The sequence below is a fragment of the Solobacterium moorei genome (assembly GCF_036323475.1).
Lineage (GTDB): Bacteria > Bacillota_I > Bacilli_A > Erysipelotrichales > Erysipelotrichaceae > Bulleidia > Bulleidia moorei.
The window spans coordinates 1,375,308-1,388,724 of the sequence record NZ_AP028934.1 but is presented as its reverse complement, the minus strand read 5'-3'; the positions used below and the strand labels follow the sequence as shown (position 1 = coordinate 1,388,724).

Genomic DNA, 13,417 nt, shown 5'->3' with positions numbered 1-13,417 from the left:
TATATCACGCAATATTTTGAAATGAAATAGGACATAATTTATATTTTATAAAATCTTTATAAACTCCCTATTCCATAACTTCCATCTTTTCAAATGCAAATGATGATAAGAAGAATGCAATACACGCCATAACGCTACTAGTCATAATCATGCCTAAGAATGCGGCTTCTAGATTATTAAATACAATCATAGAAACTATTGCAACGAATACCGAAGCACCAGTACTTACTAGCATCAAAAACATATCAATAAACTGCACAAAGAGTTTAAAATCCCCAATTGCTGGCGAAATAATTGTCTGTACCATCATGTTGATATAGATACGACTAGCATTGACACTTACCCCAACAAGTCCAGTTAAAAGAATCTGCAAAGGCGAAAGGCCTAGTACCGCTCCACCAATTAACGCAAGAATCATCGTATCAATAAAAGCACGAATATGCTCAATTTTCGTTGCATTCCATGTCTTATGTATCTTGGTGTCCGGAAGTAGGAATGTATAGTAATTCTGTAATTCTTTCATCCATTTTGAGCGGATAACTCCAAAGAATGTAATGTAATACGTAACGATAATAGGTATAACAAATAAACGAATGCTCATTAAATCATGCATAACATTATCTTTACGGGATAAGAAATGTAAGGCAATGCCTGCAAGTAAGAATAAGAATGTTCTAAATGAGAAGATAAAGAAACGGTTTTTCTTATATTCTAACAATTGACGATAAAAGATAGCTTTTGCATTATAGCCTTTATACTTTATCGATGCGTGCATGTACTTTTTAGGCTTTGCACCCACAATAGATACTTCACCAGCTTTTGCATTTCCAATAGCTTGTTCATATTCATCTGAGAACTTCTCTGCCTCTTCATAATAATCACCTTCACACTTTGATTTATAGGCAAGAAGTGGTAAAAAAATTGCTGATAGAATAAATAATATTGTACTGACAACGTTACTCCAATCATAGCCATAAAATATCCATTGCAATAACCCTATACTCCATCCAAAAAGTGGAACCATTTTAATAAAGGGAGACTTTAGATACTCCACAACAACTGCCATACTATAGCCACGATCGATTACAAGTAATAAGAATCCAACCGCTAAAGCACCCAATACTATATATAAAAGATAGGAAATTAAACGTATATATGTATTAGGGATAGTTTCATTCCCGTAACACAAAACAATTAAACTCATTTCAATAAAGAAATCTAAGCTCAAATAGACCACTACATACAATAAAAACTGTAATGTACTTGCAGGATATAAAACGCAACCGAAAATACAGAAAATAATCATGAAGATTGATGAAACTACAATACTTCTTAAACCACTAAACAACAAAATTTCCTTTGGGTGAATTGGTGCTTGAAAGACAAATTGGACATCTGCTTTGCGAAATAATAGTCCTTTCCGCCTAAAGTACTGTATTAATCCTGGAACACCTAAATAAAGTTGTATCACCATGATTAATACAATAAATTCCGAAGCATTTGTAATACCAATTTGGCTAAAAAAACTTTTATATCCAGCCGTAAGCAACGCAAAATAAGCAATAGCTGCGATTAACATTAACACAAAAGCAGGCTTTCGAATCGAGCGCTTAAATCCGTTAATCAATATGCGTTTATGTAAGTAGAATAAGACATTCATTCTTGTGGCTCCTTCTCACCCTCTTTATCTGTAAGTGAAAAGAACAAGTCTTCAATGTTTTGATTCTGTGTTCCATCGTTTTCGTAAGTACCAATCACTTTACCATGGTCCATAATATACAGAATATCCCATAACTCCTGAACCATTTCTAACATATGCGTACTTAGAAGAACGGTTACACCTTTATCCTTCATTTCAAAGATAACTTTTTTAAGTTCTTTGATTGCAGCTGGATCTAAGCCTATCATAGGCTCATCAAATAAAATAACTTCAGGCTTAATGCATAGAGCGCAGATAATACTCACCTTCTGCATCATACCTTTTGATAATTCATCACCAAGTTTATCTTTTTTATCCAACATTTCAAAACGAATCAAAAGTTGCTCTACTTCTTCATCTGTAATGTGGGAATGATATGCGCGACGAACATATTCAATATGCTCCATCACTGTTAGAGCTCCAAACATAGCTGGAATTTCAGGTACATACGCAAATACCTTCTTTGCATCAACCGACTTTGATGGTAGACCATTCACCTTAATTTCACCCTCATATCGCAGCAAACCTGCAATACTCTTGATTGTTGTAGATTTACCAGCACCGTTAGGCCCTAATAAGATGCCAACTTTACCACTAGGAACTGTAAAACTAATATGATCTACAGCTGCTACCTTCTTATATTTCTTCATTAAATTGTTAATTTCTAACATATAGGAATCCCCTTTTAACATGCATGAAAGATTGATTGTCATGTAAACAAAATAACGTTTCCTCTACGAGTATAACACGCAAAAAATATGCTTCGCAAATGCACATTCAAAAAGCACTTATCAATTATATTGATTTGTGTTAGAATCAACCTGTATTCGGAATGCAATTACGCGTTGAATTCTTAGAGAGTCAGTGTTTGGTGTAAACTGATATTTCGGCAAAGTATGTTTGGAGTTCCACAAATAGAATACCGGAGGCCCGTTATCCCAAATTAAGTGATCCTTTTGGATAAGTCGGGTGGTACCGCGCATATCGTCTCATGCGTCCCTTCAATATGATTGAAGAGACGTTTTTAATTTCAAGGAGAACTCACTATGAAAAGAATGTTAAGCGGTATTAAACCAACTGGACAATTGCACTTAGGAAACTATATTGGTGCCTTACGACACTTTGTGGAATCACAGAACGAATACGAAATGTTTGCATTTATCGCAAACTTACACTGTATTACGATTCCACAGAATCCACAAGAACTACAAAAGAATTTGAAGGATTGTGTAGCATTATATCTAGCTTGTGGACTTGACCCTAACAAAGCTACAATCTTCCTTCAAACAGACGTTAAGGAACATGCACAACTTGGGTTTATTATGTGTTGTCATACCTATATGGGTGAATTAAATCGTATGACACAGTTCAAGGATAAACAAGCTAAGGGTGAAAAGAACCTCTCTGGTGGTCTTTATACCTATCCTGCATTAATGGCTGCGGATATCTTACTCTATAGCCCTGACTATGTACCAGTTGGAGAAGATCAAAAACAGCACGTTGAATTAACACGCGATGTTGCGGAAAGAATGAACAATCGCTATGGACAACTTTTTACAGTTCCAGAACCACTAGTAGCTAAGGTTGGCGCAAGAATTATGTCCCTTAGTGATCCAACAAAGAAGATGTCTAAGTCAGATGAAACAAACAAAGGCTGTATCTATTTGTTAGATGATCTCAAAGTAGCTCGTAAGAAAGTCATGTCTGCCGTTACAGATAGTTTAGGTAAAGTACATTACGACCCAGAAAATCAGCCAGGTATCTCTAACTTAATGCAAATTTTATCCTCTCTATCAAACGAACGTTCTTTTGAAGATATTGAAAAGGAATTCAAAGGCAAGGGCTATGGTGATTTCAAGAAAGCAGTTGCGGATGCAGTATGTGCTAAACTCGAAGAAATTCAAACACGTTACAATGAAATTATCAACAGTAACTTAATCGAAACAACATTAGCAAACGGCGCCAAGAAAGCAAGCATGATTGCGGCTGAAAAACTTAACAAAGTTCAGAAAGCCATTGGCATGGAAATTCTTTAAACATAGGATGTGTATCAAACAATACACATCTTTTTTATAAAAGAAAAAGAGTGGTGATTCACTCTAAAGGTTTCTGATAGTAATTACCGATAATCTTTTCAACCGCATTAAAGGTCATGAATGCATGTTCATCCGCTTTACGTATACAACTAATCACTTCCGGTAACTGATAATTATTGACAGTGATCAACAACATTGTATGCGGTTGATGCTTGAAAGCACCTTCAACATCGATTTTTGTAATACCATGACGTACTGTACTAAATACAGCCTCACATATTTTATCCGCATGATCAGTAATGACTTGAACACGTGTAATCTTATAACGTTGGTGCATTGTATTTACTACCTGTGTAGAAACATATTGGAAGATAATCGAGTACAAAGCTTTATCCCAACCAAACGCTAAACCTGCAAGTACTAAGACGAATGCATTTAAGCCAAGTAAATAATTCCAAGTAGGTCTTTTTAATCGTACTGATAAATCAATTGCGATAAAGTCTGTACCGCCGCTGCTTGCATTCGAACGAAGCGCAAGTCCAATCGCAAATCCATTGATCAGACCACCAAACACAGCAATCAACAACATATCCTGTGTAACGATAGGCACATTGATAACAATTGAAAATAACGAACTTAATGAGAACCAAAGAATGGAATATAGAACAAACTTATGCCCAATACGATTCCAGATAAACAGCACAACCGTAAAATTCATTACCCAGTAGATAACACCAAATGGAATTGCCAAACCAAGATGTCTCTCTACTAACATTACAACCAGTCGAGAAATACCAGCAAACCCTCCAGGGAATAAATTACCTGAACTTACGAACGATTCAATTCCAAACGCATACACAAGAGCGGATAATGCGATTGTAAGAATGTATTGAATATCTTTCTTTGTGAAAGTCATGTTTAGTTTATGAATAGACATACGAATTTAATCTCCACTACGTACAAGCAATATCATAACACAGTTCAACCAAAAAAGACCCTAAGGTCTTATTGAATATCTAACTTTGTTTCACAACAATAATCATCGCATGTATGGCAACCATCTTCTGCACATAGGACTTCAAGTGCACGGGTATCCATCGCAAATGCTTCGATTTCCACCTTGGCATTGAATGCGATATCTTTCACCACAACAGCACTTCTTGCTGGAAATGGCTTTTGAAAGAAACGAGCATATACTTCATTCATTGCCGCAAACTCTTCCATATTCTTAACAAATACAGTTGTCTTTAAAACATAAGACATATTTAAACCAGCCTCTGCTAATAAGGATTCAATATTTTTCAGTACTTGTTCAGTTTGAATACGAATATCATCTGAAACAAGTTGACCAGTTGTAGGATCAATTGGTAACTGTCCAGAGATGTATATAAAGTCCCCTGCACGAACAGCGGGTGAATATGGTCCTACCGCTACAGGGGCATTGTTTGAACTAATCGTTTCTTGAATCATTGTTTACTCCTCACTATTACATCCCGAGTCATCAGAAAGCGTCGCTAGAAAATTACGGTGTTTCTCTTGTCTTTTCTGCATCAATTTCAGATGCTTTTTACTCGACATCACAAGACAACAATACACAGTTAGGACTAACATAACCAAAATGACAACTAATGAAATGAAATCATCAAAGGTCTCTAACACGTAATCACCATCTTTCCTTGTAAGTATACCTATGAATAATGAGGTTGTCCAAATATATGCCTATTCAAATTGTTGTAAGAAATCCTTCCCTTTAATTACCTCTGTGTGTGAAAGCTCTGGGAATCCAAGCTGATCTAAAACTTCATAGACACATATCGCAACACAGTTAGAAAGATTTAAACTACGTGCTTGTGCAACCATTGGAATACGCACACAACGATCATAGTTATCATGGAGTATATGCTTATCAATACCAGTACTTTCTTTGCCAAAGACTAGATAAATATCCTTCCCTTCATCTTCCTTATAGTTAAATTCTGAAGGTGTCTTTTCTCCATAACGCGTAATGTAATAATAAGAACCTTCATGCATGTTATAGAATGTCTGCCAATCTGGATAGATTTTATAATCCAATTCCTTTACATAATCCATACCAGCACGTTTCAATGATTTGTCTGTAATCTTAAAACCCATTGGCTCAATCAAATGCAAACGACAATTCATCGCCATACAAGTACGCATAATATTACCAGTATTCTGTGGAATCTCCGGTTCATACAAAACAACGTTAATCATACTAACCTTCTTTCAATTTTACGTTTAAATAACACGAGTAAAACTTTTAATAAAACGATTACGCTTACAAACAATAGTATAATCCCAAAAACAACCGCAAAGAAGAAGTTTGATGGAAACATATTAATCATAATTGATATGTTTGGATCTAATAAGAATAAATCATTATCAAAGAAAACATAATGGAAATTCATCCAGAATCCATTAAAATCTACGATTGCATAAATACCCACAAACAGAAGTAATGACCCCAAAAACAGTAAACCATTTCTATACGCATTTGCTAGTATCATATAACTTTCATTTCGATGCGTTAGCACCAACAATGTTAATAATATTACACTTCCAACAAATAGAATTGTTCTTGTGGTCATTGCGTTTAGATACAATTTTTTAACATCTATCATATGTAGCGTTTCACGTTCATCAAAGATCTCACGTTCGCTACCATTTACCTTTTCAATAACTTTTATATCACCCCTTTTATCTTGCATATAATCTAGTAAAGCATTTGTTGCATTCATGAGTCCATCTTCAGAAATTCCAATGCTTTCCGCTGTATGATTCAAAGAATATTGCAAGCGGAAGAAAGAACGATTAAAGCACAATAAGTCAATGGATGTTAATAAAAGGGACAGAAATAATGCTAGTCCTGCAATTGCAGATAAGAACTTATAACCCTTCATGTTCCATCCACGTTTCTAAACGAACAACAGCCTTACCACGATGAGAAATACTATTCTTTTCTTCATTTGTCATCTCTGCCATTGTTTTACCAAATGGCTCATAGTACACAATTGGATCATAGCCAAAGCCGTTTTTTCCACTAGGTTCCTTGGCAATTACGCACTCCACTGTATCTTCAAATACAACCGGTTCTTTACCAGGTCTTGTAACAGCGATTGCACAAACATAACGACAACTACGATTGGTTTCATCCTTCATACGATCTAACACCACTTGATTCTTGTAGGAATATGGTGTGTCATACCCTAACCAACGTGCGCTTTGAACACCTGGTTGTTTATCAAATGCATCAATTTCTAAACCAGAATCATCTGAAATTGCCATGATATTATACTTATCTGTAATCGCTTGGGCTTTGATAATAGCATTAGCAGAGAATGTTGTACCAGTTTCATCAATCTCTCCAATATCCGGGAAATCAGCTAAGCTCTTAACTTCAAATCCCTTTGGTTCTAACATCTCTTTAAATTCTTTAATTTTACCAGCATTCTTGCTAGCAACTACAATAACTTTATCCATTTCGATAGATTCCTTTCATCAGATAATGATAATCTGTATTCTTAAATTCATTTACTGCATTTTGAAATGCAGCACTGAAGGTTGTAACTCTTCCATGCTTGCATATATATGGGTCAATATATCTCTTTTTCGCATCCACCATCAAATCACCAGCAAAATCTTTCGTAGCATCTTGAAGTCTTGTATATTCATTCCAAGCATCATGTAAACAACTTTCTGATAACTTTTTTATCACTTCAATTTCTGTTAGATATAAATCTGATTCTGTAAGAATTGTTTCTTCAAATGCCTTTCGTAAAATGCAGGCAAGTTTTTCCATTCCATAACGATCAAAGTCACAAGAATATATTATGCCACACGATAGAGCACCAAACGCAAACTCTTCCGCAATCTCAGGATGCTGAAACATGATTTCCTGGCTACCATATTCACTAATGCCAACCACAAGATCATTAAAATATTTCTCTATTTCTTTGATTGTATGTTTGCGATAATTTAGCAAATTTCCAAGTGTATATTCTAAACGGTCTGAAGATAATCTTGGTGAATCATTATCTGCGATTGGATATAAATGATAATCAGAAACTTCATCTACTGATATTCCATCACACAATAGTTGATTCATAATTACAGAATCTTGCAATATGATTTGCCTTGTTTCATCTTCAGTAGATTCCTGTACCAAATAATCTTTCTTAACAAAATCAATCACATGAGAAAATACTCTCGTTGAAATATCGTGAAATAGACCTGCCAACGTCTGTTTTTTATCATGAGTAAAACGCCATATGATACACGCCACACCAACACTATGTTCATAGCGTGAATATGGTCCATAACTAGAAAATCCAGTATTTGATGTAAACTGTAATCCACAGTTCATATCTACTCCTTTTAATCGTTGCATGGACTTTGAGGCAAGATATGGTTCGATAAACGCTGGATAGTCTTGTTTATATAAACTTTGTAATTCATCCATGTCTATTATTATATAAAATAAAAGACCTGAATAACAGGTCTAATTAGGCTGGGATAGAGAGATTCGAACTCCCGAAATGGCTGGTTCAGAGCCAGCTGCCTTACCGCTTGGCTATATCCCAATAGCGCAATAACTATTATAGCGAAAAACCTTTCATATGCAAAGACTTTTTTCAAAGACAATTCAGTTATTGCGAATAAATGAATCTAAAAAGATGAACTTATTGGTTTATGACTGTAAACCCAGCATCCTGGAATGCCTTTACAATCATAGATGGTTCAACACCATGGTTAGCAGCTGCCATTAATGGAGTCATAACCTTCGTATGAGGATTCTCCTCTACGCAATGACGCATACCATCAAATCCTAAAGTTTCCATCATATCTAAGAACTCAGGAATTGTTGTCGCTAGTTCATGAACTGATTTTGTTAAATCGATTCCCTTCATATTTACCTCTTTTCCTTTGGCATTTTAACAAGAATTGCTTATTTACGCATTTAATATTATCTTCTGCATTGTTATAAGGACATAAAAAGCGTAAAATATATAGGAATAAAAAGGAGTATTACAATGGCTATTAGAACAAGATTTGCACCAAGTCCTACCGGCTATATGCATATCGGTAATTTACGTACTGCATTATATGCATACTTAGTTGCGAAAAAAGATCCTGAAGGTGTTTATATCCTTCGTATCGAAGATACTGACCAGGGTCGTTTAGTAGAAGGTGCCACAGATATTATTTATGATACATTGAAGGCTTGTGGTCTAAAACATGATGAAGGACCAGATAATGGTGGTGACTTTGGACCATACATACAATCTGAACGTGTACGCAGCGGTCTATATCTCAAATATGCAAAGGAACTTATTCAACGTGGTGGAGCACACTATTGCTTCTGTGATGAAGAATTAATTGCGGCACAACGTGAACTACAGGAAGCACGTGGTGAATCCTTTAAGTTTGATGACCCATGTAAGTTATTAACTATTGAAGAATGTGAAGCAAGAATTGAAGCTGGCGAAAAGTTCGTTATTCGTCAAACAATCCCAGAAGCAGGAACTACATACTTTGATGACGAAGTATTTGGACGTATCACTGTTGAAAATAATACATTAGATGAACAGGTATTAATTAAGAGCGATGGCTTCCCTACTTATAACTTTGCAAACGTTATCGATGACCATCTAATGGGAATCACAGATGTCGTGCGTGGTATGGAGTATCTATCATCAACGCCAAAGTACAACTTAATCTATAATGCATTCGATTGGGATATCCCAAGATATATTCACTGTCCACCAGTTATGAAGGACGAACATTCCAAGCTATCTAAGCGTAATGGTGACGCATCCTTCCAGGATTTAGTGGCAAAGGGTTATTTGCCAGGTGCTATCTTAAACTACATTGCATTATTAGGTTGGTCCCCAACGGAGGATCGTGAAATCTTTACACTTGATGAATTAGTACAGGCATTTGATGTAAAGCATATCGGTACTTCTGGTGCAATCTTTGACCCCGAAAAACTCAAATGGGTGAATGGTATGTGGTTAAGAAATATGGACCTAGATTCCTATGAAAAGTTAGTAACGCCATATATTGACGAAGCTGTAAAAGGCAGCTTTAACCGTAGACAGATAGCAGCTATCTTACAACAACGTGCTCAAACATTAGCTGAAATTCCTGAGATGTTAACATTCTTTGATAACTTCCCTTCTTATTCTAATGATTTATTCATCAATAAGAAGATGAAGACAGATCCAACTATCGCTCTAAAGTCTTTACAGGCATCTTATGAAGCTTTAAAGAACCAAGAAGATTGGTCTGAGGAAGCCTTACATACAACATTACTTGCACTGCCTGCCAAGTTAGAAATGAAGAATGGACAAGTTCTATTCCCGTTGCGTCTAGCAATTACAGGTATGCAGTTTACACCGGGTGGTGCAATAGAAATCAGTTCTATCCTCGGCAAAGAAGAAACATTACGCCGTCTAGAATTATCGATTCAGCAACTCCAACAATAAATCATTACAGGGATGATATCTGGGTGATACCATCCCTTTTCTATTGTCAAAAGAAAAACCGACTTCAGTGAAATCGGTTATGTTCTTACTTAACTAATGCCTTCTTAGCAGCGTCAACTAATGCTTCGAATCCCTTTTCATCATGAATGGCGATTTCAGAAAGCATCTTACGGTTAACGTTGATTTCTGCTAACTTAAGACCGTGCATGAACTGGCTATATGATAAATCATACTGTCTTGTTGCTGCGTTGATACGAGCAATCCAAAGCTTGCGCATTTCACGCTTTGTCTGTCTTCTTCCAATATATGCATAACGAAGAGAACGCATAACTTGCTCATGGGCTGTTCTGTAAAGTAAGTGTTTGCTTCCAAAGTAACCCTTAGCTAGTTTTAATACTTTTTTACGTCTATTACGTGTAGGTGTTGATCCCTTTACTCTCATCTTCTTTACCTCCTAATTAACCTTGCAACAACTGTCTAGTACGCTTTAAATCAGAACTGTGTGCAGTTGTAGATTTAGCTAAATGCATCTTCTGCTTGTGTGTCTTGTTTGCTGCAAAGTGTGATACGAAGTTGTGCTGTACCTTCAACTTGCCTGTTGCTGTAAGCTTGCTACGCTTAGCGAAGGTCTTCTTTGTTTTCATTTTGATCTTCTTTGGCTTTCTTGCTTTTGCTTTCATAGTATTCTCCTTTACTTACCTTTTTTTGGTGAATATACAACAGATAATGTATTGCCTTCCATAGCGGCGGATTTACTTACATCTGCTATATCTGAAATCTGCTCAGTAAACTTGTTTAAAACATCACGACCAACTTCCTGTCTTGTAATCATACGCCCACGGAAGCGCATATCGATACGAACTTTTTGTCCAGCTTCAATCCATTCTCTTGAACGCTTTAACTTTGTTTCAAAATCGTGTTGATCAATAACCGGAGAAAGACGTAACGCCTTAACTTCTGTAACATGTTGATTCTTTTTAGCTTCCCTTTGCTTCTTTTGATCTTCGAAGTGGTAACGGCCATAGTCAAGAATCTTACATACCGGTACTGGCGCATTAGGCGCAACACACATTAAATCAAGTTCCATACTGTATGCTTTTTCTAAAGCTTCACGGCGCAACATTGTGCCAAGCTGTTCCCCATCAGGACCAATTACCAGTACTTCTTTGAAATGAATGTCGTCATTAACCATGTCGTGGGACTCTGGTCTTCTATTTTTGTTATTCTTAATTTTACCCAAGTAAACCTCCTATAAATTTAAAAGCAGGTACGAAGATTGCACCTGCTAAAATAATCGTTTTGATCATCTCGGCATATACCCAAATCCGTAGGATATCAGGTGAGAAGCGGTGCTCCTTCTTTCCGTTTTTCAAATTACTATATTATTTAACTAAATTTCTCTATAAATGTCAATACTAGATTTCAAAATCAATGACATTTACAGTCACATCTGCTGGCTTAAATCCTGTCATGAAAACGATGTTTTCATAAATCTTATTTTGTACTAACTCGCAAGTAGCAGCTACATTAGCACCATACTTCACTTTAATATCAGCTGTGATATGTAATTGGTTATCGTCCACCTTCACCGTTAAAGGCTTTGTAAAACGCGCCTGTGGTACACGAATCGCATTTTCAATGTCATCAATACTGATTTCTGCAATTGACTTAAATACCGTCTTGTTAATAGCTATTAAGCCATTTTCGTTCTTTTCATTTAAAACAACATAATCTTGTGCCATGTTATTCACCTCTTATATTTACTAGTTTATTATAACAAAATATCAGACTCAATGGAAATGATCCGTAATCAACCTAAAGAGTTCTAATTTATTTTTCTCATAATACTGTATAAATTCTGTGTAATCATTATACTCATTTTCTAATTGTGTTGCATAGTGACGGAATGTCTGCATACACAAATACACTTTATCCTCATGGACAATTTCAATATCATCAACTCTCACAAGAGCCTTCGCTAATACAAGTTCTAAATCTTTCTGAATTGCAAGTGCTTTATCATCATCAAACTGCCTAAATGTGTTGTAATACCAATTTGGCTCAATGAGTAATCGTTTGATGATGATACAGAAATCTGTAAAATCATCGATATTGCTTCCTGGCTGAATACTAAATAACATTGCAAAGAAGATGTGCCATTGGAAATTTGAGTTTAGCTGCTCTTGCCAATATTTGGCCAAGATTCGGCAGAACTCATCATCAGTTTGATGTTCTCTTTCTAGATGAATTTCTTCCGATAAATCAAGCTTACTAGTCGCAAGCATATTGAGTGTTTCTAGATAATCCATCATTCTCTCTTTGTTATGTTCTCCGTTGATAAAATCACGAACATAAACATACTGTGCAATCATTGCAGAGCACTTCTTAAAATCAGATGTAAACCCAACCGATTCTCTCATCTTACGATTCACTAATTCATTAATGCTACGCGCCACAAACTGCTTAAAACCAACTTCATCCATACCAATCTGGGTCTGCCTACTTTGATGGCTAATCTCGTCATACATGATTTCAAGTTGTTTATCAACGACATCTAAGTTATCACGTATCGCACCTAACATATCTTTATTGAATTGATCATAAAGTATAAAGTCAGGATTTTTATAGACAACCTCATGTTCAATTTCGCTCCAAAACGCATGCACGAGTGATTTAATCTGTAATTCAAAACGTATGATTTCATCATTAAAAGTGTAATAACCATCAATTCGATAAATCGTAAAACCATTACGTTGTATCTGAGGCTGGAACACACTTAAATCAATAAAGATGTCTGGGTCATTATTCGCCACAAAATAAGGCGTTCCCTTCTTTCGTGTAAATTTATTAAATAAGGTTTTATATAGTTGATCCTCATTATGAATAAAACGACATTGCATCGTAATTCCAATTAAATCAGTTAAGTGAGAGATTGCGTCCTTACCAGCTTCGTATTGTAGATAAAATTGATTTCGAATTAACTTCTCTTTTAAACTATCTTCCGCTTTAATTCTAGAACGTAAAGCAATAACCGGATCTTCTCCATTTAAAAATTCATCCGAAAAGAATTGGTTTAACTTTCCTTCTGCGTATTGGTATATCGCACTCTTACTTTTGTAATATGCCATCGTTTCATCAATAAAAGAAAATAAGTCTAATTTCATGGATTCATCCTT

At 35.7% G+C, this 13,417-nt stretch carries 16 protein-coding genes and 1 tRNA gene; 2 read left to right on the top strand and 15 right to left on the bottom strand.

Going from position 1 to position 13,417, the window contains the following annotated elements; all coding sequences use genetic code 11:
* Nucleotides 1-67: 67 nt before the first annotated feature.
* On the bottom strand, nucleotides 68-1,660 hold the full coding sequence (locus tag RGT18_RS06910; protein WP_028077310.1) for a putative ABC exporter domain-containing protein: 1,593 nt from the start codon (nucleotides 1,658-1,660) through the stop codon (nucleotides 68-70).
* Nucleotides 1,657-2,370, bottom strand: coding sequence for an ABC transporter ATP-binding protein (locus tag RGT18_RS06905; RefSeq protein ID WP_028077311.1), 714 nt, complete (start codon nucleotides 2,368-2,370; stop codon nucleotides 1,657-1,659). The genes RGT18_RS06910 and RGT18_RS06905 overlap by 4 nt, the downstream gene beginning before the upstream one ends.
* A gap of 375 nt (nucleotides 2,371-2,745) precedes the next feature.
* Here RGT18_RS06905 and trpS point away from each other — a divergent pair, with 375 nt between their 5' ends.
* Complete coding sequence (gene trpS, locus RGT18_RS06900) at nucleotides 2,746-3,735, top strand: tryptophan--tRNA ligase (RefSeq protein ID WP_028077312.1); 990 nt, start codon at nucleotides 2,746-2,748, stop codon at nucleotides 3,733-3,735.
* 58 nt (nucleotides 3,736-3,793) lie between these two features.
* Here the strand turns inward: trpS and RGT18_RS06895 are convergent, their stop codons facing one another.
* The 8 genes from RGT18_RS06895 to RGT18_RS06860 all read right to left on the bottom strand — a co-directional run bounded on the left by RGT18_RS06895 (nucleotide 3,794) and on the right by RGT18_RS06860 (nucleotide 8,663).
* Entirely contained in the window at nucleotides 3,794-4,672 is an 879-nt protein-coding gene (locus RGT18_RS06895; protein WP_118764648.1) for a YitT family protein, read from the bottom strand.
* Between the two features lie 68 nt (nucleotides 4,673-4,740).
* On the bottom strand, nucleotides 4,741-5,205 hold the full coding sequence (locus RGT18_RS06890) for a RidA family protein (RefSeq protein WP_028077313.1): 465 nt from the start codon (nucleotides 5,203-5,205) through the stop codon (nucleotides 4,741-4,743).
* A 249-nt stretch (nucleotides 5,206-5,454) separates the two neighbouring features.
* Nucleotides 5,455-5,970, bottom strand: coding sequence for a tRNA (cytidine(34)-2'-O)-methyltransferase (locus tag RGT18_RS06885; RefSeq protein WP_006526452.1), 516 nt, complete (start codon nucleotides 5,968-5,970; stop codon nucleotides 5,455-5,457).
* A complete protein-coding gene (locus RGT18_RS06880) occupies nucleotides 5,967-6,656 on the bottom strand; it encodes a TIGR01906 family membrane protein (RefSeq protein ID WP_028077314.1) in 690 nt (229 codons plus the stop codon). The genes RGT18_RS06885 and RGT18_RS06880 overlap by 4 nt, the downstream gene beginning before the upstream one ends.
* On the bottom strand, nucleotides 6,643-7,236 hold the full coding sequence (rdgB, locus tag RGT18_RS06875) for an RdgB/HAM1 family non-canonical purine NTP pyrophosphatase (RefSeq protein ID WP_028077315.1): 594 nt from the start codon (nucleotides 7,234-7,236) through the stop codon (nucleotides 6,643-6,645). Before rdgB ends, RGT18_RS06880 begins: the two co-directional genes overlap by 14 nt.
* Entirely contained in the window at nucleotides 7,229-8,215 is a 987-nt protein-coding gene (locus RGT18_RS06870; protein WP_037403263.1) for an HD domain-containing protein, read from the bottom strand. Before RGT18_RS06870 ends, rdgB begins: the two co-directional genes overlap by 8 nt.
* 48 nt (nucleotides 8,216-8,263) lie before the next feature.
* Nucleotides 8,264-8,336, bottom strand: a tRNA-Gln gene (locus RGT18_RS06865).
* A 99-nt stretch (nucleotides 8,337-8,435) separates the two neighbouring features.
* Nucleotides 8,436-8,663 carry a hypothetical protein gene (locus RGT18_RS06860; protein WP_037403266.1) on the bottom strand — a complete coding sequence of 76 codons (228 nt, stop codon included), beginning with the start codon at nucleotides 8,661-8,663 and terminating at the stop codon, nucleotides 8,436-8,438.
* Between the two features lie 123 nt (nucleotides 8,664-8,786).
* Between RGT18_RS06860 and gltX the strand changes: the two genes are divergently transcribed.
* Nucleotides 8,787-10,241 (top strand): glutamate--tRNA ligase, encoded by a 1,455-nt coding sequence (gene gltX, locus RGT18_RS06855; protein ID WP_028077317.1) that lies wholly within the window; start codon nucleotides 8,787-8,789, stop codon nucleotides 10,239-10,241.
* Nucleotides 10,242-10,326: 85 nt separating this feature from the next.
* On the opposite strand, the gene rplT is transcribed toward gltX, so the two are convergent.
* From rplT to RGT18_RS06830, 5 genes are all read right to left on the bottom strand, one after another.
* Nucleotides 10,327-10,683 carry a 50S ribosomal protein L20 gene (gene rplT / locus RGT18_RS06850; protein WP_006526446.1) on the bottom strand — a complete coding sequence of 119 codons (357 nt, stop codon included), beginning with the start codon at nucleotides 10,681-10,683 and terminating at the stop codon, nucleotides 10,327-10,329.
* Between the two features lie 16 nt (nucleotides 10,684-10,699).
* Nucleotides 10,700-10,921: a 50S ribosomal protein L35 gene (rpmI, locus tag RGT18_RS06845; RefSeq protein ID WP_006526445.1), complete on the bottom strand. Its 222-nt coding sequence runs from the start codon at nucleotides 10,919-10,921 to the stop codon at nucleotides 10,700-10,702.
* Between the two features lie 11 nt (nucleotides 10,922-10,932).
* The gene (gene infC / locus RGT18_RS06840) at nucleotides 10,933-11,481 is read right to left on the bottom strand and encodes a translation initiation factor IF-3 (RefSeq protein ID WP_006526444.1); all 549 of its coding nucleotides are present in this window, start codon (nucleotides 11,479-11,481) and stop codon (nucleotides 10,933-10,935) included.
* A gap of 175 nt (nucleotides 11,482-11,656) precedes the next feature.
* A complete protein-coding gene (locus tag RGT18_RS06835) occupies nucleotides 11,657-11,983 on the bottom strand; it encodes an Asp23/Gls24 family envelope stress response protein (RefSeq protein WP_006526442.1) in 327 nt (108 codons plus the stop codon).
* Nucleotides 11,984-12,031: 48 nt separating this feature from the next.
* On the bottom strand, nucleotides 12,032-13,405 hold the full coding sequence (locus tag RGT18_RS06830; protein ID WP_028077318.1) for a hypothetical protein: 1,374 nt from the start codon (nucleotides 13,403-13,405) through the stop codon (nucleotides 12,032-12,034).
* Nucleotides 13,406-13,417 lie beyond the last annotated feature (12 nt).